The following is a 22,249-nucleotide window of genomic DNA, read 5'->3' on the forward strand; positions in this document are numbered from 1 at the left end:
CGACAAGAAGCCGCAGCTGTCCGACCTCCGCGAGTCCGGCTCCCTGGAGCAGGACGCCGACATGGTCATCCTGATCCACCGCCCGGACGCCTTCGAGCGCGACGACCCCCGCATGGGCGAGGCCGACATGATCCTGGCCAAGCACCGAGCCGGCCAAACGGGAACGGTCACCATGTCGCACCAGCTGCACTACAGCCGCTTCGTCAGCATGGCCAACTAACCAGGCCGCGGGGCGGGGCAGCGTGCAGGACCGCTGCCCCGAACGTGACCGCCATTGCCGGTGTGGTGTCCTGAACACAGATCGTCGTCGGGACACCACACCGCGAACGAAAACTGGGGACACAGCATGCGCTTCGTCGACACCGCGCACGACACCGAGGACACACTCGCTGCGTGGCTGCACTCGCGCCTGGCCAGTGCCACCACGGTGGCCATCCGGACCGGGTTCCTCACCAGCTCCGGGCTGGACGAAGTCCGCAGCGGCCTGGACGACGTGCTCGATCGCGGCGGACACATCCACCTGGTCGCTGGCGGTGCCCCCGAACAACCCGAGCCTGCTGCCCTCGAGCAGTTGCTGGCCATGAGCCAGGCCGCCGGTGACGCGCTGACGGTGCACCTGGTCACCGACCAGGCCCTGTTCCACAACGCCAAGTGCTACTACCTCGCCGAGCCCGGTGGCCGCACCGAAGCGTGGGTGGGTTCGGCCAACCTCACCGGACCTGGGCTGGTCAGCAACCACGAAGCCGGCATCGTGCTGGACAACGAGACCGACCCGGAGGCGGTCCTCGAGGAGGTGTACGCCAGCGTCCTGCGCTACCGAACCAGCTCTGCGGAGCCGCTCACCGCCGAGACCCTGGTGCGCGTGACCGAGCGCTCCCCCGGCTCGGAGGCGCGTGGTCGCACGAGCCCGCTGGGCAAGACCGTCGCGTTTGAGGACCTGCTTCAGCCGGCAATCGAGGAAGCCGAAACGCTGGCGAGCACGCCCCACACGCTTCGTGGGGTTCCGACCGGGTTCGCAGATCTTGATGGGCTCACCAGCGGACTTGCCCCCGGCACCCTCACCGTCATCGGCTCGCGCCCTGGAGTCGGGCGCAGCACCCTGGCCCGGGACTTCCTGCGGCGTGCCGCGATCAACAACGGTCAGGCTGCGGTGCTGTATAGCGCCAGTGCGCCCGCGGCCGACATCATGCACGCGTTCCTGGCCGCCGAGGCTCGCATCCGTCTTGGGGACCTCCACGGCGGGCGATTGACCGACGACGACTGGAAACGCCTGGCCGAGCGCACCGCCGCGATCGCGGAAGCACCGCTGCACCTCAACGCCACCCCCACCCCTGATGTCGATGCGATTGCCACTGACCTGGCTCGGCAGCGCGCCGAGCACGATGTGCAGCTGGCCGTCATCGACCCTCTGTCCGCAGTCGCCATCGCAACCGAGTCGGGCACGAACCGGGAACGTCAAGTCGCGACGATCATCCGCAGGTTCAAAGCCCTAGCCCTGGAACTTGGTATCGCTCTGGTGGTCACGGCTGAACTCGGCCGCACCGCCGACCAACGTCCGCACTACGTCCCCGAACTCGGCGACCTCACCGACTCCGACGCGATCGCCCGCGCCGCCGACAACGTCATCCTCGTTCACCGGCCCGATGCCTACGAACGCGATCACCCCCGCATGTTCGAGGCTGATCTGATCTTGGCCAAGCACCGTGCCGGCCCCACCTCGACGGTCACAGTCGCCCACCAGCTGCACTACAGCCGCTTCATCGACATGGTCCACGAGTGACCTGGAGATGGGCCTCCAACAGGCAGCTGCTCGACTCCACGCCAGCGGCGAAGCCAAGGCCTGGCTTACCAGGCCCTGCACCATTACGCCGGACTGGTGAGCAACGCCGCGGTCCAGGAGACCGCGCGAGTCGACAGATGTCCTGGACAAAGAAGCGAGCCCCAGCCGGATGGCTGGGGCTCGCTTTCGCCGGAGGGGCGCAAGAACGCAGGGGCGGACGGCGGGCAGCGGGCGTTCAGGTCCGCATCACCGTGCCCGTACGAGCGTGCGGCCCGGTGTTACCCGCGGGACCGTGCGGCACGCCCGACACACCCTCGGCGGTGTGCGCAACCTGTGGGCCGGATGACCCGAACACCGTCTCCATCGCCGCATCAACGTTGGTGTTGACCTCCTCGGAGACGTCGACACCGTTCCTGAACGCCTGCGCCCGGAGCTTGTGCCAGCGGCCATCGGCATGCTCGAACGGGACCCGAAGCCCGGTGTCCTCCCCTGGCCGATCCAGCGCGATCACCCACCGCCCCCGGGTGTCCTTGCCGAGCCGCAGCTCGATGTCGGTGCCCGAGGCGGCAATCTGTTTGCGGTGCTGATTGACCAAATACCGCACGGGCATCGGCGCACCGCGTGGGTCCTCAACAACCTCCACGAGCGTGATCAAGCCTGTCCCCTGCGGCTGGTCGTGCTCATCCAGCAACTCCTTGATCTGGTGCAGGTGCGACACACTGGCGCGCTCCTCGCCGGCCACGAACAAGCGGCCCCCCGACCACTTCCACTGCCCGGTCTTGCGCTTGACCTCGGCCGAGGCCCACACCGAACCGACCTCAACCACGACATGCCACAGCGCCGAGTGGACCTGTTCGACCAGCGGTTCCCGCCCGAGCTCACGAGCGATCCTCCGCGCGACACGATCAACCTGCTGCGGCCTCGCCGACATACCGTCCAGCGTTACGTCGCTCATCAACCCCACCTCGTGTCTGCGGCGCCTGGTTCCTCACGCTGCACCTCGGCCGCGAGGGCGAGTGCACGGCCCTGCTGCCGGGGTTCAACCCTTCCCCGACACCGAACCACAGCCGTAGGGCCAACGTGTTCGGCATCGGCCCAGGCACCTAACCGGATTGCTCGGAAGCGGAGAAACCAAGGCGGTTCGTTCGACCGTTACTGCCCTTCGATGAGCTTTCGGTCCTCCGGGTCGTCGTCGAAGTGGTGCTCTGTCTCCCAGCAGTAGCGGTGAAGGTCCGTGATCGGACCGAAGATCACGCCGTCGGGATCAGCGAGCACCTCCAATGCAGCCTCCCACGACAGGCGGCGTCCAGCGATCACCCGCGCGGCGGCGTGCTCACGCACGCTGGGTCCGCCGTACCCGCCGGCGCACCCGGTCAAGGCTGCGCACATGGCGTTCGCGAACGCCGCCCGGTGGTGATTCGAGGCCCGCGGGAAATGCTCGCGTGCGTAGCGCATGGCGGCGTCTTGCACCTCATCGACCGCAGCAGCCGCGGTGGATGAGGGTTCCGGTGGGCGTCCCAGGCGTTTCCGGGCAGCCAGGTGAGCCAAGACCTCCTCGCCCTCCTGCAGGGCGGCGCGGGCGTCTGCGTTGTCGCAGGTCTGCAGGTCGGCCCTCATCAGCTCTCGGATCCGGGTGCTGCGGTCGGTCCCTTGTTGTTTGAGAAGCCGGCCCCATGCTTCGCGCCAGGCGCGCGGGACCCGCGTGTTCATCAAGACCAACTCGTCGTCTTCCATGCCAAGACTCTGACACAGATCATTGTGTAGACGAAGTTCTGTGTGTATCTTCGTATATACGAAGTTCCCAGAGGGGTTATAAACATGGACTGGCCTCCGAGCAGCCTTGTTTCCGCCCCGAGCTGGGGCGAGTTCCTGGCCCCTCAGGGCCACGGGCGCGGCCAGAGGCTGGCCGTCCAGATGCCGGGCGGGTTCGACTCCCGCACCCGATCCCACCGCCGATCCACTCCCGCGGGTCGGCAACCGGGACGGTTGTGGCCCCGGTCTGGGCGAGCAGGGTTCGACTCCCTGCCGCGCCACCGCCGCCCCGGCACCGGGCCGGGGTCAACCGCCCAGGAGGCGGACATGGACACCGAGAAGTTCATCAGCGGGCTCGGCCTCGTCGGATTCGTCGCGCTGGCCGCGGTGCTGATCACGCTGTTCGCTACCGGCGCGCTGCCGGTGAACTGATCACGACCGAAGGAGGTCGCCATGACCAGCACGATCGAGGAACAGTTCGCTGCCCACAAGCGCAGCATCGCCGAAGCCCAGCAGATCGCGCAGAACGCCTACGAGGCGATGAGTGCCGCGACGGGCGAGACGCGGGAGAAGCTACGGGACGACCGAGACTACGCACTGCGCATCGCCGAGCAGCGCATTGCGTATCTGCAGACGTTGGTGCAGATGGCGCAGTTCTCCGTGCTGCGCGATCAGCAGTGACCTGGCCGGCTTGGGTGCCGCAGCGGCGCGGTGTTGCGGCGGTCCGCCCTGGCCGGCGAGGGCACCTGTGGCTCCGCCGCGTCCTAGGTCGCTTGGGCCAGGCTGGGGTGCACGTCACCAATGTGGGTATTGCCCCACTGCCCCGTTGGGGCGGATAGTGGACGGTGCCCAACGCGAACGGAGAGGGGGCGGCGATGACCACGCTGGAAGGCTTCGAACCGGTCACCGAACTGGCCGCTGACGAGCGCGGCCGGATCGCTTTCGGCCGGGTGCTCGACCGCGGCTCCGAGCGCTTCGCCGTAGCCAAGAACGCCGAAGGGCAGATCCTGCTCACCCCGGTGACCAGCATCCCCACCCGGGAACTGAAGGTCTGGGAAGACGAGGAGCTGCGGGCCTCGCTGCTGCGCGGCTTGGTCGACGCCGACCACGGCCGGGTGCGCGCACGCGACGATTTCCTCGACGACTGCGACGCCGAGGGCGAGGACGACCAGGCGTGAGCGCCCCGCCCTACACGCTGCTGTTCACCGACGAAGCAAGCTACGTTCTCGACGACCTCGCACGTACCAAGGCCTACGCCGCCAAGTGCAAGAAGACCCGCAAGGCGCTCAAACAGCTACGTGATGCAGGGCCGGCATACCCGGCCCTGCAGTCGCATAAGTACTCCTCGTTGCACGGCCCCAACGGCGAGGACGTGTGGGAGTCCTACATCGAGAACCACACACCGGGTGCCTGGCGGATCTGGTGGTACTACGGCCCCGGCGTCGACACGATCACCGTGTTGACCATCGGTAAGCACCCTGACTGACCAGCACTCTTGTGCGCGGCCGGCGCCGTGCCCGGCTTGGCTTCCACAAGGTGTCTGCGCGTCCTTTCGGCTCGCATCCGATAACGACCTCGCCAAACCCCGGTTGCCGACTCTGGAGAGCTCGAGTGATCCCCAACGTTGATAACGACCTCGATGAGCTGCAGACCAAGCTGCGAGCAACCATCTGCGACGACGTCGTTCGCAGCGAGTCGATGCCGCATGATCACCCGGGCAAAGCCGCCATCCAACAGCGCATCGACACCAACGGGCAACGACTTCTCGAGCTTGACCGTGCGGCCACCCGCGCTCGTATTACCGCCCTGATGCTGATCGGCCATCATGACCATCGGCTGGGGCGACGTTGGTCCTCTCATCATCGGCGTCGCCGGCGCTGGAATCGGCGTCGCCAAGCTGCTCCGCACCGGCATTTAACAGCGCGAACTGCGGCGTGGGGACACGCTCCTGAGGGGTGTGATGGTGCAGCTCACTGCTGCTTGCAGCGACCGCGGCTAGCACCAGTGAGCTGCCGTCCGAACCCGATCGCTGGTCATACGAACCCAAGTTATCGACAGGGTTAAGAGGTGTCCGCTGCTCGCTCCGGGGGTGCCTGCTCGGGTCCTGTCATTCTTCGACGATGCTCTCGGTCACAACCTGCCCGCCGCGAACGAGAAGCACCAGGGGACGCGGAACCTCGTTGTCCTCCAACGCACCCTCCGGCACGTAGGCACCACCGGATGCATCTCGTGTAGGACCCTCAGGCGGGTAGGCCCAGGGCCAGCGTGGGTCGTCACTGCGGACGCGCAGGTTGCCGGCGGCGTCGAAGACGACATCGCCGGGCTGCCAGACCGGATGCATCGAGGTGATGTTCGGGACGTTCATGGCACCAGTGTCGCGGAAGCGGGCGACAGGATCCCGAACATGCCGTGCGTCGTCTCAACCCGCCGCTAGCGAGAGTCACTGGTTGAGACGCGGCGAGACCAGCTTGTCACGGGGAGATGTAGAGGGTCTGGGTCTGCCAGTGCGGTGCTCGCCGTCATCGGTCCGCGGTGACTCGGCGGGCCTTGGCGGAATCCACGCTGGCCCGCAACACCCGCTCAAGCTCCGTGGTGGGCGTAGGCTCCGGCGGTTCGGCCGGAGCAATCGGAGCTACTGCCCCCTCCGCCTTGGCTTCCAGAAGCTGGCGGACGCGCGTGGTGTAGGTGTCCTCGTACTCCTCGGGCTTCCACTCGCGGTGCATCGCGGCGATCACCGTCGTGGCGGCCTGCAACTCGCCCTCGCTGGGCTCGGACGTCGCCGTGGCCGTGCCCAAGACGGTGGCTGGTTCGCGGACCTCGTCGGGCCATCGCAGCGTCGTCAGGGCCAACGCGTGCCCCTCGGCGCGGATCATCGCGAAGTGTGCTTTTCCGCGGAGCACGAACGTCGCGATTCCTGCCTGGCGGGTCTGTGTCATCGCCTGGTGCAGCAGGTTGTAGGCGCGCCAGTGGTCCGCGCTGCCGGGGGCGAGCCAGTAGGTGCGCCCGAAGTAGACCGGGTCGAGGTCGCCGACGTCGACGAAGCTGGAGATCACGATCGACCGCGAGCGGCCGGGCGCGATCTCGTCAAGCTCGGAGTCCTCAACGGTGACCACTTGGCCACCCACCGGCCGCCCTTTGACGATGTTGGCGACCTCGACATCCTGGCCGGTGCGCTCGTTGATCCTCCGGTAGCGGATCCGGTCGGTGGTGCCTGCTTCGTATTGGTGGAACGCGATCGTGTGGTCCTCGGTGGCGCTGTGCAGCTCGACAGGCAGCGTCACCAGCCCGAACGACAGCACACCACCCCACACGGCCGCTGCCATCGCGATCACCTCCACACATGGCCCACGTCGCCCTCACGTCGAGGCGTCACCGCTGTGACGGCTGGCCGTGAGCTCGCCGGGCCCCTCTCGCCGGCGGGCGCGCCACGCCGCGGTGCGGCACCGGCCACTGCAGTGGCGGGCATCGGCTCGCCTACAGCGCCGAACCTTGCCGAATCACTTGACTTGCGAGCAGTATGCTCGTAAGTTCATGGTCATGAACCACGCACGAGCACTCAACCTCGGGATCGCCTTGCCCGCCCAGAATTCGGGGCGTCCCTGATGCCTGAACAGCCTGAGCTCTGGTCGGTCCAGGACGCCGCGGCGTTCTGGGGCGTGAGCGAATCTCGTGCACGCGCGATCCTCGCCAACCGCCGTATCAGGCGCGTGAGCGGATACCCGGCCGAGGAGATCAAGAAGGTCGACCTGCGGCAGGGGGCGCGCACTGACCTCGCTCGGCGAGCCAACGCCCACGCTGAGCCCGCAGCCAGGCCAGAGCCGCGTAACAGCAACGAGTCCGAGCAGAATGCTGGACAGGAGAATCACTCATGATCGTCGTAGTTGTCGCCATGCTGTTCGCCTTAGTCACTGCGGGTGGGTACTTGGTGTACAAGGGCATGTGCCCCACGGAACACCTGGGCGCCTCGCGCCAGAACCCGTACGGATTCAAGTGCGGGTCTCGCAACATCCTCGTTGGCAAGCACGGCAAGGTGGCACTCAAGCCTGGCAGTGGCTTCGATGGTTGGGCCCACACGCAGGTGTTCCTAGCGAACTTCAGCACACCGCAGCGGTGCCCGAAGGTGCCGATTTTCTCGGACCCCGAGTTCGAGGAGGTCTTGACTGAGGAGCACCGCAAGCAGCGGGCGAAGGAGATGGCTGACCGCGAACGACTTCGTGCGCGGGCACTCGGCGGAGACAGTGGGTTCTCGGTGGCCCTCCCCGGTATGAATGACGGGCAGCCTGGTCGTCGGTGAGCCGGTACCGCGATGAGCACTGACTTTCGACGTAGAGTCACGGTTTCCACGCTCCGGCCCCCAGCTTGTCGGGCTGCGCGGGGGCGACTAGAGTGGGTAGTGACAACAACACCATTTCCGCTGATCGCCGTTTTGGTGTTTGGATGCCGCACCGCCTGATTGGGCCGTGCGGCATTGTCGTGTCTAGGGGTCGTTCAAGTCGAGCTCGGAGCGGGTGCCCGCCTCGACGAGCGTGGTCACAGGCGCAAGATGGGGCCACCACCGGTTGTCGTCGTTGGCCAGCCGGCGTCGCGCGGACCAGGCGACCAGGTCGGCGCACCCGAGCAGGAGCTCGTGGCGGTCGTCGATATGCCGGAGCGCGGTGTGGCGCGCGATGTCGCCGCTGCGTCGCAGTTCGCGGGCCACGGTTTCGTCCTGGGCATCCAGTGTGGTTCGGCCGCGGGTGTCGAGCACGATCGAGTGGGCCTTGGTCTCGGCCAGCATCACCAGCAGCGTTTGCAGGCACGCGGTACGCGCCTTGTGCGCCGACTGCCCGCTCGGCACCGGGGCTTCCACGGTCAGGTAATGCCAGGCCACATTGTCACGCGCCCAGCCAAGCACATGCTGCAGCCCGTCGTGCTGCCCAGCGCGGAACCAGTCGGTGGCGTGCACGACACGACCAGCGGTCACCTGGGCCAAACTGTCCCGGCGGGCGGTGATCTCGTGGCGTTCGAACAACGCCGCGGCCATGACATAGAACGTTCGGCCGGGTTCACCCACTCGAAACGACTCGTCGACGAAGGCCACCGGTCCCCTACCGCGGGCGTAGAACTGAGCCAGCTCGCGGTGGGCAGCGGCGACCTGAGTGTGTCGGAGTGGCTGGTGTGCGCCCATAGCCGGCTCCCGCGGGGCAGATCATCAAGGTCCAGTTGAAGATCGTAGAGGTTCCGTGGACAAACCCGGAGGAGCCAGCACGACGGGATACGCCGCGGTGTGTCGTCGTCGGTTCGGCGTGAGCTGGCGAAGTGCCCCCGCACCGCGGCGACAGTGAACACAGTCGTTCTCCGCTCCAAGCACGAGAACGGGCCTCTCGGAACGCTCCGAGAGGCCCGTGGCTGGGTCATGCGGCGAACCATTCGTTCCGCAGTCAGTACGGTTTGGTCGGGGCCGGGCAGGTAGCAGCTGCCCGGCCCCGGCTGTGTTCAGTCCCAGTTGTGGATCTTGCCGCGCATGTTGCCGATGGCGACAACTCCGTCAGCGATCACCTGGCGGTTGATGACGGTGCCGTCCTCGTCCACCGTCTCGCGGATCGTGACGCCCTGACCGTTGGTGTACTCGTGGGTCTCCATGACCTGCACTCCTTTGCTCGATGGCCGTCCGGTCTTTCCGGCCGGTCCCCGCACGCCCACCCCTCGGCCGTGGGTGGACGACGGGCACTGCGGCCGGGTCTTGCTCAGTTCTGCGGGGTCGAGTCCTGATCGAGGCCCGCTTCGCGTCGGGCCCGATTGATCCGGTGGTTGACCGTGCCGTGGGCGACCCAGCCGGCCCGCGAGGCGATCTCGCGGCGAGGCAGGGACTTTGAGGCGGTCAGCAGCGCCTCGTCGGTCAGGCGTGCGGCGGTGTTCTCGATGCGGTGCATGTAGCCAGCGGCACGGGCCACGTCGCCCTCGTCCATCGCGCTGCGGTAGGCCTCGGCGAGGTTGAGTAGCTGGCTGAGCCTGCTGCCGTCGTTGTCGAACTCGATGCGGGGCATTCCCACCTCCTGGATAATGTGTTGTCCAAGCTGATGGGCCCATCGTGCACGACGGCTGGATAACACGTAATCCGCCAAACGAGGGAACTGGACAACCTCTTGTCCATCCAGCGATTCGGAGTGGAGCAGCGTCGATGCTGCCCCGTCCGAGGGATCGTCAACGCATTCTGGCGCTAGTGCTGCGGGTCGATCTGGAACTCACCACCTACGCGCACGCCTCAAGCCACATGCCCCGCGACGATCAACCACCTGCACCGAACGCACATGCCAGCACTGTTCGCCTTGCTCACAGGCCACGCGCAGGACCAGCCCGGGCTCTGAGTTCACGACTATGAGCGGCACGAATACCTGACTCGGTGCTGGTCGCGGGTAGCACAGTTTGGGCTTGGTCCCGATTCAGTCCGGTGAGATCGTCAACCAGAATCCGCCCGCAGGCAGCGGCGCGCAGAATGGGGAGCGATGAACGACACGATCAGCATGCCGCCCGCTGACGAGCTGGCGACCCGACTCAGCACCATCAACGCGCCCAACCACCTTCGCGAACGCATCCCGCCACGGCTCGTGGAGCTCCTCGCCGGGCAGGACTTCGAGCCAGCGGGGCTGATCGTGGCGGTCCATGTCGCACTCGACGAATACGCCGCGGACACAGACCTGCCGGCCATGCTGCTCGGCCCGCTCTACGAGACGTTCGGCCCTCTCTTGCTCGAGGCGCTCGTAGATGACGAGCAGCAGGCCAGCCACCTCCGCGACCTGTGGCACGAAGCTCGGAACTACGGCAAGACCAAACCCGGCTGACGCTGACCGAAGCCCACCGCCATGGCTCGTTCACTGGGGCGCGGAGAGATCCTTTCCCGCGCCCCAGAAGCATGAAAAGGCAGGTCACAAGAGGTGCGCTGACTCCCCCAGCATGGCGTGAACCTGTACCTGCACTTAAGGTGTACACAACTTGTGAACACCTTCGAGGGCTGGTGAAGAAGTGGATCATGGGACGTCGCCCCTCCGAGCCGCCACCCAGCTACACCCTCACCGCGGCTCTCCACGCTGCCGAGCAGATCCACCGGCTCCGCACTACCGCCGGCGACCCCGACCTCGACTTCTTCCCGAGCCCGGTGCAGGACGACACCGACATCGACCACACCCTGCACTACACCGAAACCCACCGCCGCGTGCCCGCCAGCACCCTCGCCGCGGAACTCCCCCACCGCGCCGTCCTGGCCACCTATGTCCGACAGCGCGACACCGCCGCCCACGACCGGCACGACCTCGCCATCCTGGAAACCGGGGAAACCACCCACACCCCCGCCCGCGCCTACGGCCGACTCATGGGACTACCCACCCGCACCGCGGTATCCATGCGCCGCCGCCGCCTGCGCGACCGCCTCCGCGCCCCTTACGGCCCCGACGAGGGACACACCACCCGCGACGGCACTGACCAGGTCACCACCTGGCTGCGCACCCGCCACACCGATCTCGTCGCCGTGGCCGAACAACTCGTCGACCACCGCGCCACCCTTCTAGCGCTGCTCGCCGAGCCCCAGCGCGACGACCTGGCCGACGCGATCGACGAGGCCGGCAAGACGCTGTCGAGCCGCCCCAGCCGCGCTCTGGCCGGTGCGGTCTCCTATGCCGCGTTCTGCCTCCAACACGCCAACCCCCACGACCCGGTGCTGCGCGATCTGCTCAACCGTGCCCAGCACCTGCGTCGCGAGTTCGACGCCGCCCGCACCTAACCCCGCGGCGGTCAGAACACCCCACCGCGCAAACCTGCGAGATGAGCAGCCCCGGAAAGCGCCAGCATGCCCACGGCCAGGACCCAACACCCCCGGGCGGCCCACCGGCTCCAGCCGCTCGTGCCGGCCAGCAGTAGCACCATCCCCGGCGTCCACAGCATCAGCCAAGCAAGGAACACCGCCTCGATGATGTCTTGGTTCGTCGCCCCCGGCTCCGCCGAATCGGACATGGTGTAGCCGTCCAGGCCAGCCCCGAGGAACGGAAACCACGCCACCAGGCTCACCAGCACCAGCGCAGACCCCAGCACGACCGCCACGATCCGCAGCACACGCTCACCACTCACCACACCACTCCCCCACCGCGGCGGTCAGCATCGCCGCGGCGACCGGGATCGTCACCCCAGCCCCGCACGGATCCTGCCGTCGTCGATACCGAACCGAGCACGCCACCGCGCCTGCTCCACGATCCGCAACTCATGCCGCACCGGGTCCACCAACCGACACCCGGTATCCAGATCCACCGCCGACACCCGGAACTCCACCGCGCCACGCCGCGGGTCGTGCCGCACGCACTGGGCCTCGACCTCCACCTGGTCACCCAAGCGGGCCGGGCTGCGGTGCGTGAAGCATTCGAGGGTTACCCCCACCCGCGTGTGACCGGCCGGCACCGCGCGGGCGTCGCGGAGCAACTGCCAGCAGGCGTCCTCGAGCCACACCACGAGCATCCCCGTGGCCAGGACCGGTTCGCCGTGCTGGAGTTCGGTGCGCTCGCCGACGTCACGCACCATTGCCGGCACCAGGTGTGCCGCGGTGACCGTGTAGTGCGCACGGTGCACCTGGCCGGGATGAAGCAGGATCGTCGCTGTGTCCGTCGTGGCAGGCATGAGGCAACCTCCTCAGGCGGGAGAACAACACGGTATGCAGTTGCGGGTATTGCAGGATCCGGAACGCGAGCTGGGACGGGACGGAAGAACGTCGGGTTGCGGGCGGGTGGCCGACGCGGACTGGCGGCCCCGCCCGCGCTGCGTGAGCGTCAGCCGGCGGGTTGTCTGCAGTCGGCGAGGGAGCCGAGAAACCAGGTCTCGCAAGCCCCGCCCGAGCCGACGCTGGTCACGCCTCGGCGAGTGAGGTCGACCATGTCCGGCTCCTCCCCCGGATCCAGACACACCAGCCGAAGAATTCGCCGGCGCCCGCTCGCAGTGACCAGTGACAGATCACCCCAGCCGACACCCGGCAGCCATCGCAGGATCAACAAGTGGTCGCGCATGGCCATGTTGTACGGGGTCACGATCAGATGCCGCTGAGGATTTACAGGCCCTGACCAGGCACGATGCGCCAGTCCCGGCCGTGGCGTGCGTTTCCTGCCGCCGTAGCAGAACACGCTACGCGCTTGCGTGGTCGTTTTCCGACGGAAGATGACCAAGGGCGTATCAGCACACGATCCGGAACCGGCTGTAGTCAGGAACTCACCGCTGGCCGCTGGGTTTTCCGCCGGAAAATCGACCACCACCAGGGAGCTCTCCTAGCGGGCAGAGGGTGACTACATGGGGCTGAGTGGGCACTGCTGGCGACTGGGATTTTCCGACGGAAAAGCATCGCGGCTGGCGCCTGGATGCAGTAAGGCGGCGTGCTGTCGCGACCAGAACGCCAACTGCCGGACCCAGCGGATGCGTTGTTGCTGACCCAGGTGTCCGGCCAGCTGCTGGGGCGCGATGGCGGCGCTGTTTTCCGGCGGAAAATCCCGCCGGCTGCCTCACCGACGATGCGACGTTTTCCGACGGAAAACTTGGCGCGCGGACACACTGCACCCCCGAACAGCGTGCCCGGCTGGCAAGGCAAGGGGATTTTCCGTCGGAAAATGCAGCCGCGGGTTGCTGAGGCGAGGGGGAGAGGAGGCTCTCCGGTCGGGGTGGAGTTCGGACCGTTACGGCCTGGGTGGTGGGCCGCGCCCCACGCCCGTCCTAGGATGACGACCGTGATCGTCCCGCCCCCGAACCCCGGCGGGACAGCGGCCATGTCAAGCCGCAGTACAGCAGCAGGACGACACCACATACGGCGCACGTCGCGGAATTTTCCGCCGGAAAACCCGTCGCACCCCCGCGGCGCGTAGAGATAAGGAGACCCATGCCTCGGCCGAAAAGCGGGAAGCGGACCTCAGCTGCCAGCGCCGCAGCACAGGCACACGTCACCAACGCCACGCCTGCGCCCGCTCCGGTAGCCGCCCCACAGTTCGCAGCACCCGGCACAAACCGGACCGGCACCGACAGCAGCAACGGCAACGGGACCTTGCTGAGCGCGGTCGCAGGGTTGAAGAAGGTCGAAGAAGAGGTCCGTACGGCTCCCGATCAGTTCGAGGTCGAGCAGATCTCGATTGATGACATCGCCCCGAACCCGTTCAACCCCCAGCACCGCAACATCGAGACCGACGACGAGATCGTGGCCAGCATCCGCGAAGTGGGGGTTCTCGAGCCGGTCATTCTTGTCGACCGATCTCAGATCGACCCGAGCATCGAGATCGAAGGCACTGGGAGCAAGGTGCTGCTCGCGGGTGCTCGACGTCGGGCCGGCTCGAAGAAGGCCGGCCGTACGACCGTGCCCGCGATCACGCGGAACGAGTTCGCCTCCCGGCGGTCCATGCTGGAGATCGTCCTCATTGAGAACCTCCACCGACTGAACCTTTCACCCATCGAAGAGGCTGAGCGGTACCAGCTGCTGCGTCAAGATGGGGCAAGCCTTGAGGACATCCGCCAGGCTGTCGGGTACTCGGTCGGGCACATCTCCAAGAGGTTGAAGCTGCTCGGCCTCACCGACCTTGCAAAAACAGCCCTAAATGAGGGCACGATCAGCACCACCGGAGCATTGAAGCTGATCGACAAGCTCAGCAGCAATCCCGATCGGCTCGACGCAGCCGTGCAGGCGGCCACCAACGCTGATGGCCAACAGAGCACTGCATTGTCAGCCGCGATCGAGCGCCACACCGCGGAGATCGAAGCCGAGCAGCGCGCCGAAAAACTCCGTCTGGACCTCGAACGTGCGGGAATCGCCGAGATCAACCCGAGCGAACAGTGGGGCGATGATGCCTGGCAACACCGCATCGACGCCAGCACCCTCGCCGAGGCCCAGAACGTGGAGAAACTCGCCGGCGCCGCCATCGACAATGGGCGCCTCTACTTCTACGCGGAGGACCCCAGCGCACCCGAGGCGGAACCCGCCGCCGAGGAGACTGCTACCAAGCCAGACTCCGAGCCCGCAGCGCACGACGGGGGAGAGTTTTCCGCCGGAAAATCCACGGACCAAAAGGCAGAGACGACCGAAGCTGATACGAAGCCAGAACCGAGCGCGGAGGATCGCCGCAAGCTACAGGACCACTCCGACGCGGCTGCCCAACGAGCCGATGCTTGCCGGCGTCTGATGGACAAGTTCGCCGAGTTCCGCGACAGCAAGCGACGGGAGCTCACTGACATCCTCGCCGACGGTGTCCTGGCAGGCCACGTCACCCCGAGCACTCTGAAGAACTCGCTCACAGAAGAGCTCTACGGCCGCCGGATCACCGAATCGGACTTGGCCGACATCATCCGCACCCAGCGCGGCGAGGCGCACCGACTCGCCCTGGCCGGCACGCTGGCCGCGCTCCTGGAACAAGCAGGCAAGCACAAGTACGCCACCACCAAGTGGCCCGCCCACATCCAGCACTTCGTCCAGCGCCTGGTTGACCTCGGCTACCACACCCTCTCCGAGCACGAACACACGCTGATGGACTGAGCCCAGCGATTTTCCGACGGAAAACCACCGGACATGCAACCAGCGCCGCCGTCGAGATTTTCCGGCGGAAAACGCTGCGGAGTGGAGGACACATGACCACCATCGACATCACCTCGGCGACAAAAAAGGCCGAAGAACTCTACGGCGCCGAGCTCCGCGACCAACTCGCCGCGCGTTGCAAGGAAGTCGTGGCGGAATGGCCGCCCGGCGAAACCGTAGAACTCACCACCGCCGGTGAATCCGGTTCGGCCGGTAAAACCACCGCAAGCATCGCCTTCGGCGGACTGCTCGCCGAGAACGGGCTGACCGTCGAAATCGTCGACCTCGACGGCCAAGGCAACGCCAGCAAGCACGTCGGCATCGGCGTGTCCGAACGCCCCGACGATCTTCTGCTTGACCTCAACAGTGGCTATCCGCCGTTGCCCACCATGGGTGATGTGCTCGTGCAGCGCGAGGTGTACATGCCAGGGGAGGAAACGAAACGAGTCGTCACGCTCGACGACATTCGCCGACCGGCCTACAACCCGACCGGCATTCCCGGCTACGGCGTCATCCTCGATCCTGAGGACCCCAACACCGAGCACCGTGCCGAATGGCTCAGCCGCTTGTCGATCTACCCGAACGGCAACAGCTACGCGTCGGGGGAGCGGCGCACGTTCTACGACGACGAGAACCTCCTCGCCCAAGACCCGTACGCGCCGCTGCGACTCAACCGCAACTTCCAGAACGTGAGCACCCAGCCGCACGTGCGCATCTTCGACTTGCACGGCACCAAGTCGGCCACGATGTACTCGGTGTTCCTGTTCGTCGAGCGAGTCCTGAGCACCGTCGGCCCAGAAGACAAGACCACCGGCGCCGACCTCGACAACCTGCTCATGACCATCGACGAGATCGCCAAGTCGGGAGTCAACGACAAGCTGCGGCTCGTGATGATCCTGGTCAACAGGCTCAAGGCCGAGAACATGCGCGGTCGAATCGGGCAAATGATGCTCGAACGCCTCTACGAGCGACACGGCGATCTTGTGCCCACAGGAATCCACGTCCGCGACGCCGTGTCGGTCACCGACGCCTACTACAACCGCGAACCCCTCAACCTGTGGGTTGAAAAGGACAAGGTCACCGACGACTTCCGCCGCGCCCTACTCTGGGCGCTCAACACCGGCGGCATCTTCACACCCTGACCACCGATTCCCGTACGTCAACGACCGCAGCCGGAACCGTGTACCCGTGGGTTCCGGCTGCGGCGCATTATCGCCTCGGGAAAGGCACACTCTCAGCCCGCGTCAGCCAGCTCGACCAGGACGGTATCGCGCCGCCAGCAACGCGACCCGTTCTCGGTGGCAGCGGCGTCCGTCCGCTGCGGGCGCAGGGCAGGTGACGATCGATCGAGCCCACAACGCTGCACGGATGCCCGGGGTGGGCGGTACGTTCCGCGAGGGGCGCCGCAACGACGGCGTGACATGATTTGGGCACACACAGTAGACCTCGTAGGAGGATCCGTGACGGACGTGAACGAACTCCGCGCCAAGCATTACGGCAACCCGCTGGAAGATGATCCGGGCGCCGGAGCTCGACGTCAGCGGCTGCAGCAATACGGACTGGCACGCAGTGGAGTCGTGGAGCTCGACTCGTTCGCGGCAGATTTCGCGAAGGAAGTACGCCAGATGGCCGGCGGAACGCCGTACACCATGGTCAACCTCTTCTTCGACGGCGACGCAGAACCGGTGCAGTACTTCGCGGGGCTGCACGACCCTCACGGAGGAATGAGCAGGACCATGGGCCTCGACCAGGGGTTCTGCGCCCACGTCGTCCGACGCCGCAAAGCACTGCAGCTGGACGACGTGTGCGATTACCCGCGGTTCGGAGTCAACCCTGCGCTTGACCTGCTCAACATCCGCACCTACCTCGGCGCCCCGATCGTCGATGCAGATGGGACGGTCATCGGAACCGTCTGCACCGTCGATACTGACGTCAAGGAATACGGCAGCGATGGGGTCGACTTCATCAAGAGCAAGGCAGCCGCAGCGCTCGACCTCGTGAAAACCCGCTGAGCCCGCCCGCGACACCTCTGGACACGGAGGGCACCGGCAACCGGGAGCTAGCCTTCCGAGGGTGGCTCAACCGGTGCCGGGAACCGGGCGGACCACGATCCGGGCTCGGCTCCCACAGCATGCTGAAACAGCCGATAGCGCTGCACGTCGGCCGTGCCGGCGGGGGAGACGAGGTGATCCAGGTAGACCGCATTACGAGGCAGCGACCCCGTCAGCCCGTATGCACTGCAGGTCTCCCGGGCCAAGGCAAGCAAATCCTGGCCACGCACATACGACTGCAGCTTCGCGTTGTTGAGTGCGGCATCCAGCGCGACACCATCGAGGCCCCGGTCACGACCAGCAGCGGCAGCGTAGACATCAGCGCGTGTTGACATGTACAGCGCCTGCATCGCGCCGAGCCGCTGCTGGTTGACCTGCAAACCATCCAGGCGCCGGGCCTGCGGGTGCAGCGGGCGCTGCGTCGTAAACGTCACCGTGTCTTCCAGGACCCGACGCATGATGCCCAAGCCGACCGCGGCGAGGTTGAGCCGTCCGTACAGCGTGCTGCTGCTCTGCGCGATTGCCAGCCCATCACCCTCGGCGCCGACCAGACTGTCCGCACCCACCTCGCAGTCGTGGAAGCTCAGGTCCCCGAAAGAGAAACCGTCAAGCAGCCGGGGCTCGCCGAGCACAACGCCGGGGCGTGTGGCCTCCACGAGGAAGGCGCACAAGCCGCTGGTCCCCGACGTCCCGGCGATGCGCACGATCACGCCGTGCAGGTCGGCACCGTTGTGGCTGCCACCCACGAACGTCTTGCACGCCAGCCCACTCCCGTTGAGCACATACCTGTCGCCGCGTCGTTCGGCGGTGGCCTGGATGTGGCCGATGTTGCCGCCCGCGCCGGGCTCGGTCACGGCGATGGTGGGCAGGCAGTCACCGCGGGCGATGGCCGGCAACCACCGTTGCCGCTGCTCCGCGCTACCGCAGTGCAGGATTTTCGCGATCCCGAGGTAGTAGGCCTGAAACAAATACCCCATCGAGGGGGCAACCTGCGAAACCGCTTCCAATGTGGCGGTTTTGGCCACCTGGCCAGCACCGGTGCCGCCGTAGTGCTGCGGGATCGTAAGCCCGAACCAGCCCTGCTTGCTGAACCGGCGGACGAGGTCTAAGTCCGGCTCGTTGCTGCCGACCAGGCTCGCGCCCCACGGGGCGATCTCGTCGTGGGCGAACTGGTGCGCTTGTTCGCGGATCTCCTGGTCGAGCTCGGTCAGGTACAGCTGCTCAACGAGATCCGACATCAGATCGCCTGCTCCTCTATCGGTTCGACTGCCCGAAACTTCGGATCTTCCGGCCAGCGCTCAACTTTACGGCTGCGGGCAGTCCCGAGAAAGGTCGTTCAGCACCGAGCCGCGAGCCCGGCCAACCGTGAGGTTGACTACTCCCCGCCCTTCAGGGTGGGGATTCCCTTCCGGCTCGCGCCGGAAAGTTCCTGCTTCACAGCCGACTGCCCCGTCCGGGAGGACTCCCGTTGAGGTCTTACACCGGCTCCACAGGCCGACACCGCCAGCCCGGCGGCCTTGATGTTGCGGGCTGCGTTCACGTCCCGGTCATGGGTCGTGTCGCAACCGGGGCATGTCCACGTGCGGACGTTAAGCGGCATTGACTTCGCGAGCCTGCCGCACGTGGAGCACGTCTTGCTGGAGGGGAACCACTGGTCAACCGCGATCACCTCACGGCCATACCAGGCAGCCTTGTACTCCAGCATCATGCGGAACTCCGACCACGAAGCATCGGAGATAGCGCGTGCTAGCTTGCGGTTGGTCAGCATGCCGCGCACGTTGAGGTCTTCGATCACGACCGTTTGGTTCTCGCGGACGAGTCGAGTGGTGACCTTGTGCAGGTGGTCCCGCCTGCGGTCGGTGATCCGCGCGTGCACGCGAGCGACCTTGCGGCGGGCCTTGTCGCGGTTGTTCGAGCCCTTCTGCTTGCGGGCCAATTCCCGCTGCGCCTTGGCCAGGCGCTTGCGTTCCCGGTCGGAGTTCTTAGGGTTGGTGATCTTCTCGCCGTTCGACAAGGTGGCCAGCGAGTTGATCCCCGCGTCGACTCCCACCACGTTGTCGGTGGCGGGGAGGTGATCGACCGAGGTTTCCACGAGGATCGACACGAACCACCGGTCAGCCGCGTCGCGGGACACGGTGACCGTGGACGGCTCCGCACCCTCCGGGAGAGGGCGGGACCACACAATGTTCAGCGGCTCCCGCATCTTCGCCAACGTGAGTTGACCATCCCGGTACTTGAAACCCGACTTGGTGTACTCGGCGGACTGGCGGGACTTCTTGCGGGACTTGAAACGCGGATACTTCGCGCGCTTGTCGAAGAACGACGTGAACGCACCCTGAAGGTGCCGCAGCGTCTGCTGCAACGGCACGCTCGATACCTCACCAAGGAACGCCAGGTCGCCGGACTTCTTCCAGGTGGTAAGCAGCGCCGAGGTCTCGTTGTAGTTCACCCGTCGCTGCTCGGTGAACCACGCGCGAGTCCTGGCGTCGAGGGCGAGGTTGTAGACCTTGCGGACACAGCCGAACGTGCGCAGCAGCTCAGTGCGCTGCGCATCAGTCGGGTAGAAGCGGTACTTGTACGCCCGCTTCGTCTGCACCCTACCCATGCTTCACAAACAAACATGCCAACGCGTAAGCGGCGATCTTGGGTGGTCGCCGAAGAACACTCGGGATCGGCTCCTCCCCAGCCTGAAGACGAGGGTTTCCGCCGATTGGAGTTCGGATGATCATCGTCAAGCGAGAGATGGTACGGCGGCCGGCGAGGAGGAGAGGTGTGCGGACGCCTGACGGCTAGTCGCCGTCAGGGAGGGTGTCGAAGTCGCTGCGGTGCATGCGGTCAAGCGCGGTGGCTAGCAGTCCCGCGACTGCCTCCGGCCGGCGTTGCTGCAGAAAGTAGGCGAAGAAGCCGGCCATCGCCTCGGAAGCGCCGAACTCTTGCGCACCCTGCCGGTACCGGGTGTAGATGTGGTCAAGCTCGGCCTCGAACCTCGACTGGTCGCTTGGTGGCAACGCCACACCATCCTCCTCACGTCCGTTGCCGAGGTGGGCACTGAGACTGCTGCGGCCATCCTGCTTCCGAGTAAGGCCTGGTCGCACTACGACCAGCGATGCCGAGCGCATACGACCAAAGGATACGAAGCATAGGGGAGTAGTGCCCTAATCGGGCATCCGCCGCGAGCCGCGGGTGCTCGCGTCTCGATGATCCGCCGGCTGAGGGCTGTCGGTACGGGTGCCCGAGGTCGTTTGCGCCGCTTCCCGCTTCTTCTTGTGCAGCTGCCCTTCACTGAGCCCCAACTCGGCGGCGAGTTGCGTGCGAGGAATGGAGCTGCCCGCCTCGTTGAGCGCGTCGAGCAGCAGCTGCGGGAGCGCCGAGGCAATAGCGTCGCGGAGCGAGCGCAGACGAACGTAGTACTCGAGTGGCGTTTCGCTGGCGTGTTGTGCCGGCACGAGCTCGGCGCCGCGATCTGCTTCGGGGTGCGCGCGGTGCAGCCAGCTTGGGGAGACCTTCATCGAGGCGGCCAGGTGCCGGATGGGCAACGGATCGGGTTGGGCCTGGTTCCAGGCGACGACGTCGTTCTTCAAGACCGGAAGGAAGCGGCGCACAGCGTCGCGGAGGTTGGTGAGCCTGCGGTAGTAGGCGCGGCAGGTTTCGCCGCGCTGTCGTGGCGGCGCGCTTGCGGTACTCATGGCGATCCTCCGGTCAATCGAGGCTCCAGTATCAGGCAGTCGTGCCGGCGGCAAAAAAGAAGCCCCATTTGCGTGAAGTTTAGGACAGTCCTAAACTTCACGCAGTGGTGCGAAGCCGGCCCGCAGACACAGGGGAGCGACTGAACACTCGAGACCCCGCTATGCGCGCGGGGTGACAGGAACGTCTCCGTCGAGCCGGAGAGACAAATCGAAATCGTGAGTGTCGCCAGGGCGCACCCGCCGCCAAGCAAGCCGCCCCGGCCACACCCTTCACACCAAACCGGAAAGGACCCGGTCATGGCCGCATCAGTATGCCAGTCCCACCTGGACTGGCTCCAAAGCCGAGCCAGTGGGCTCTACGAGGACCTGCGCCGGCTGTTCCTCGAGGGCGGCGACACCAGTAGTACGCGCGCCCAGCTCGCCGAGGTCGCTCGGGAGCTCGCCAAATGCGCCCCGCCACGCCAAGCACGCGTGTGGAAGCTCTATGCCGAGCGCGCGTGCCGTGATCCCTACGCGCCTAAATCCCGAGACGCAGGGAGGGGTGCGTCGCGAGAATGCCTGGCCGTCACGGCGCGCACACAGGACGGGCAGGCGACATGAACAAGGCAGGTCACGCCTCGTTCGGAGCGCTCGTCGGAGTCATTGCCGCGCGGCAACTCAACGACGTCCCCACGGTGACCGCCGTGCTCAACGGGGCAATGTCCACTGCGGCGGCCTCACTCGTGCCCGACCTAGATCATCCAAAATCGACGGCCACAACGCACCTCGGTGTGGTCACCGAAAAGCTCTCCTGGATGGTGCGGGAGACGTCGGGACTGGTCTACCGCCTGACCAAGGGACCTCGGGATGAGGACGTGAGTGGAAAGCACCGCGGGATCACGCACACGGTCGTGTTCGCCGCGCTGCTCGGTTTCGGGACAACTCAAGGATGCCAGGCCGCCGCCGAATACGACCCGCGGGTTGGGGCGGCGGTGATGGTCGGGCTGATCGTGTTGCTGGCCAGCCTTGCCGCCACCTTCTTCGGCAAATGGGCAATCACTGCGCCGGGTGCGCTTGGCGTCTCCTTGTTCTTCGCCGGGGACCCGGTCGCCGAGCTCAACGCCTTGGCCCCACAGATGGGCTGGTACATCGCGCTGGGTTGTGTGGCGCACTGCCTCACCGACGCCATAACGAAGGAAGGCTGCGCGTTCATGTGGCCGATCCCGTGGAAGGGGGAGACGTTCTACGAGATCCGCCCCCCGGCGGAGTGTCTGCGTATCCGCGCCGGCGGCCCAGCCGAAGCCGTACTCGTGCCGATATTCATCACCGTCGGTTTCGTGATTGCTGTGCACATGCTCAGCCCCGAACCCGTGCAACAGCTTCTGACCATGCTCATGGATCAGCTCGCAACCCTCGCGCGCTGACCCCACCGCCTACCTGACCA

The 22,249-nt window shown here is 66.3% G+C and carries 27 protein-coding genes; 13 read left to right on the top strand and 14 right to left on the bottom strand.

Annotation, left to right across the window (positions count from 1 at the left end; all coding sequences use genetic code 11):
* Positions 1-220 (top strand): DnaB-like helicase C-terminal domain-containing protein (locus tag ACFQRI_RS25895; protein ID WP_380673057.1); only part of this gene is annotated, 220 nt, incomplete at its 5' end.
* A 126-nt stretch (positions 221-346) separates the two neighbouring features.
* Complete coding sequence (locus tag ACFQRI_RS25900) at positions 347-1,780, top strand: DnaB-like helicase C-terminal domain-containing protein (RefSeq protein WP_380673058.1); 1,434 nt, start codon at positions 347-349, stop codon at positions 1,778-1,780.
* 235 nt (positions 1,781-2,015) lie between these two features.
* On the opposite strand, the gene ACFQRI_RS25905 is transcribed toward ACFQRI_RS25900, so the two are convergent.
* Positions 2,016-2,735, bottom strand: coding sequence for a hypothetical protein (locus tag ACFQRI_RS25905; RefSeq protein ID WP_380673059.1), 720 nt, complete (start codon positions 2,733-2,735; stop codon positions 2,016-2,018).
* 197 nt (positions 2,736-2,932) lie between these two features.
* On the bottom strand, positions 2,933-3,514 hold the full coding sequence (locus ACFQRI_RS25910; RefSeq protein WP_380673060.1) for a hypothetical protein: 582 nt from the start codon (positions 3,512-3,514) through the stop codon (positions 2,933-2,935).
* A 471-nt stretch (positions 3,515-3,985) separates the two neighbouring features.
* Between ACFQRI_RS25910 and ACFQRI_RS25915 the strand changes: the two genes are divergently transcribed.
* From ACFQRI_RS25915 to ACFQRI_RS25925, 3 genes are all read left to right on the top strand, one after another.
* Positions 3,986-4,213: a hypothetical protein gene (locus ACFQRI_RS25915; RefSeq protein ID WP_380673062.1), complete on the top strand. Its 228-nt coding sequence runs from the start codon at positions 3,986-3,988 to the stop codon at positions 4,211-4,213.
* A 194-nt stretch (positions 4,214-4,407) separates the two neighbouring features.
* Positions 4,408-4,710: a hypothetical protein gene (locus ACFQRI_RS25920; RefSeq protein ID WP_380673064.1), complete on the top strand. Its 303-nt coding sequence runs from the start codon at positions 4,408-4,410 to the stop codon at positions 4,708-4,710.
* The gene (locus ACFQRI_RS25925) at positions 4,707-5,018 is read left to right on the top strand and encodes a hypothetical protein (protein ID WP_380673066.1); all 312 of its coding nucleotides are present in this window, start codon (positions 4,707-4,709) and stop codon (positions 5,016-5,018) included. Before ACFQRI_RS25920 ends, ACFQRI_RS25925 begins: the two co-directional genes overlap by 4 nt.
* A gap of 621 nt (positions 5,019-5,639) precedes the next feature.
* On the opposite strand, the gene ACFQRI_RS25930 is transcribed toward ACFQRI_RS25925, so the two are convergent.
* Entirely contained in the window at positions 5,640-5,897 is a 258-nt protein-coding gene (locus ACFQRI_RS25930) for a hypothetical protein (RefSeq protein ID WP_380673068.1), read from the bottom strand.
* A 154-nt stretch (positions 5,898-6,051) separates the two neighbouring features.
* The gene (gene ku, locus ACFQRI_RS25935) at positions 6,052-6,855 is read right to left on the bottom strand and encodes a non-homologous end joining protein Ku (RefSeq protein WP_380673070.1); all 804 of its coding nucleotides are present in this window, start codon (positions 6,853-6,855) and stop codon (positions 6,052-6,054) included.
* A 279-nt stretch (positions 6,856-7,134) separates the two neighbouring features.
* Between ku and ACFQRI_RS25940 the strand changes: the two genes are divergently transcribed.
* Complete coding sequence (locus ACFQRI_RS25940; RefSeq protein WP_380673072.1) at positions 7,135-7,404, top strand: hypothetical protein; 270 nt, start codon at positions 7,135-7,137, stop codon at positions 7,402-7,404.
* Entirely contained in the window at positions 7,401-7,826 is a 426-nt protein-coding gene (locus tag ACFQRI_RS25945) for a hypothetical protein (protein ID WP_380673074.1), read from the top strand. The genes ACFQRI_RS25940 and ACFQRI_RS25945 overlap by 4 nt, the downstream gene beginning before the upstream one ends.
* A gap of 183 nt (positions 7,827-8,009) precedes the next feature.
* On the opposite strand, the gene ACFQRI_RS25950 is transcribed toward ACFQRI_RS25945, so the two are convergent.
* The 3 genes from ACFQRI_RS25950 to ACFQRI_RS25960 form a co-directional block, all read right to left on the bottom strand.
* Positions 8,010-8,612 carry a DUF3800 domain-containing protein gene (locus ACFQRI_RS25950; RefSeq protein ID WP_380673076.1) on the bottom strand — a complete coding sequence of 201 codons (603 nt, stop codon included), beginning with the start codon at positions 8,610-8,612 and terminating at the stop codon, positions 8,010-8,012.
* A 395-nt stretch (positions 8,613-9,007) separates the two neighbouring features.
* Complete coding sequence (locus tag ACFQRI_RS25955) at positions 9,008-9,154, bottom strand: hypothetical protein (protein ID WP_380673078.1); 147 nt, start codon at positions 9,152-9,154, stop codon at positions 9,008-9,010.
* Positions 9,155-9,258: 104 nt separating this feature from the next.
* Positions 9,259-9,558 carry a hypothetical protein gene (locus ACFQRI_RS25960; protein ID WP_380673080.1) on the bottom strand — a complete coding sequence of 100 codons (300 nt, stop codon included), beginning with the start codon at positions 9,556-9,558 and terminating at the stop codon, positions 9,259-9,261.
* 459 nt (positions 9,559-10,017) lie between these two features.
* On the opposite strand from ACFQRI_RS25960, the gene ACFQRI_RS25965 reads away from it, so the two are divergent.
* Together ACFQRI_RS25965 and ACFQRI_RS25970 are read left to right on the top strand one after the other, a co-directional pair.
* On the top strand, positions 10,018-10,353 hold the full coding sequence (locus tag ACFQRI_RS25965; protein WP_380673082.1) for a hypothetical protein: 336 nt from the start codon (positions 10,018-10,020) through the stop codon (positions 10,351-10,353).
* A gap of 188 nt (positions 10,354-10,541) precedes the next feature.
* Positions 10,542-11,288: a hypothetical protein gene (locus tag ACFQRI_RS25970; RefSeq protein ID WP_380673084.1), complete on the top strand. Its 747-nt coding sequence runs from the start codon at positions 10,542-10,544 to the stop codon at positions 11,286-11,288.
* Positions 11,289-11,299: 11 nt separating this feature from the next.
* Here the strand turns inward: ACFQRI_RS25970 and ACFQRI_RS25975 are convergent, their stop codons facing one another.
* From ACFQRI_RS25975 to ACFQRI_RS25985, 3 genes are all read right to left on the bottom strand, one after another.
* Positions 11,300-11,632, bottom strand: coding sequence for a hypothetical protein (locus tag ACFQRI_RS25975; RefSeq protein WP_380673086.1), 333 nt, complete (start codon positions 11,630-11,632; stop codon positions 11,300-11,302).
* Between the two features lie 51 nt (positions 11,633-11,683).
* Complete coding sequence (locus ACFQRI_RS25980; RefSeq protein WP_380673088.1) at positions 11,684-12,172, bottom strand: thioesterase family protein; 489 nt, start codon at positions 12,170-12,172, stop codon at positions 11,684-11,686.
* A gap of 149 nt (positions 12,173-12,321) precedes the next feature.
* The gene (locus ACFQRI_RS25985) at positions 12,322-12,798 is read right to left on the bottom strand and encodes a hypothetical protein (RefSeq protein ID WP_380673090.1); all 477 of its coding nucleotides are present in this window, start codon (positions 12,796-12,798) and stop codon (positions 12,322-12,324) included.
* 614 nt (positions 12,799-13,412) lie between these two features.
* Here ACFQRI_RS25985 and ACFQRI_RS25990 point away from each other — a divergent pair.
* The 3 genes from ACFQRI_RS25990 (at position 13,413) to ACFQRI_RS26000 (ending at position 17,101) form a co-directional block, all read left to right on the top strand.
* Positions 13,413-15,050: a ParB/RepB/Spo0J family partition protein gene (locus ACFQRI_RS25990; RefSeq protein WP_380673092.1), complete on the top strand. Its 1,638-nt coding sequence runs from the start codon at positions 13,413-13,415 to the stop codon at positions 15,048-15,050.
* Between the two features lie 92 nt (positions 15,051-15,142).
* Complete coding sequence (locus ACFQRI_RS25995; protein ID WP_380673094.1) at positions 15,143-16,231, top strand: ParA family protein; 1,089 nt, start codon at positions 15,143-15,145, stop codon at positions 16,229-16,231.
* Between the two features lie 318 nt (positions 16,232-16,549).
* A complete protein-coding gene (locus ACFQRI_RS26000) occupies positions 16,550-17,101 on the top strand; it encodes a GAF domain-containing protein (RefSeq protein ID WP_380673096.1) in 552 nt (183 codons plus the stop codon).
* Between the two features lie 47 nt (positions 17,102-17,148).
* Here the strand turns inward: ACFQRI_RS26000 and ACFQRI_RS26005 are convergent, their stop codons facing one another.
* The 4 genes from ACFQRI_RS26005 to ACFQRI_RS26020 form a co-directional block, all read right to left on the bottom strand.
* Positions 17,149-18,378, bottom strand: a complete 1,230-nt coding sequence (locus ACFQRI_RS26005) for an acyl-CoA dehydrogenase family protein (RefSeq protein WP_380673098.1) — start codon at positions 18,376-18,378, stop codon at positions 17,149-17,151.
* A gap of 137 nt (positions 18,379-18,515) precedes the next feature.
* On the bottom strand, positions 18,516-19,745 hold the full coding sequence (locus ACFQRI_RS26010) for an RNA-guided endonuclease InsQ/TnpB family protein (RefSeq protein WP_380673100.1): 1,230 nt from the start codon (positions 19,743-19,745) through the stop codon (positions 18,516-18,518).
* Positions 19,746-19,929: 184 nt separating this feature from the next.
* A complete protein-coding gene (locus ACFQRI_RS26015; protein WP_380673102.1) occupies positions 19,930-20,154 on the bottom strand; it encodes a hypothetical protein in 225 nt (74 codons plus the stop codon).
* A 141-nt stretch (positions 20,155-20,295) separates the two neighbouring features.
* On the bottom strand, positions 20,296-20,826 hold the full coding sequence (locus tag ACFQRI_RS26020; RefSeq protein ID WP_380673104.1) for a hypothetical protein: 531 nt from the start codon (positions 20,824-20,826) through the stop codon (positions 20,296-20,298).
* Between the two features lie 596 nt (positions 20,827-21,422).
* Here ACFQRI_RS26020 and ACFQRI_RS26025 point away from each other — a divergent pair.
* Positions 21,423-22,229, top strand: coding sequence for a metal-dependent hydrolase (locus ACFQRI_RS26025; RefSeq protein WP_380673106.1), 807 nt, complete (start codon positions 21,423-21,425; stop codon positions 22,227-22,229).
* Positions 22,230-22,249 lie beyond the last annotated feature (20 nt).

It is taken from the genome of Saccharopolyspora griseoalba, from assembly GCF_042665275.1.
Lineage (GTDB): Bacteria > Actinomycetota > Actinomycetes > Mycobacteriales > Pseudonocardiaceae > Saccharopolyspora > Saccharopolyspora griseoalba.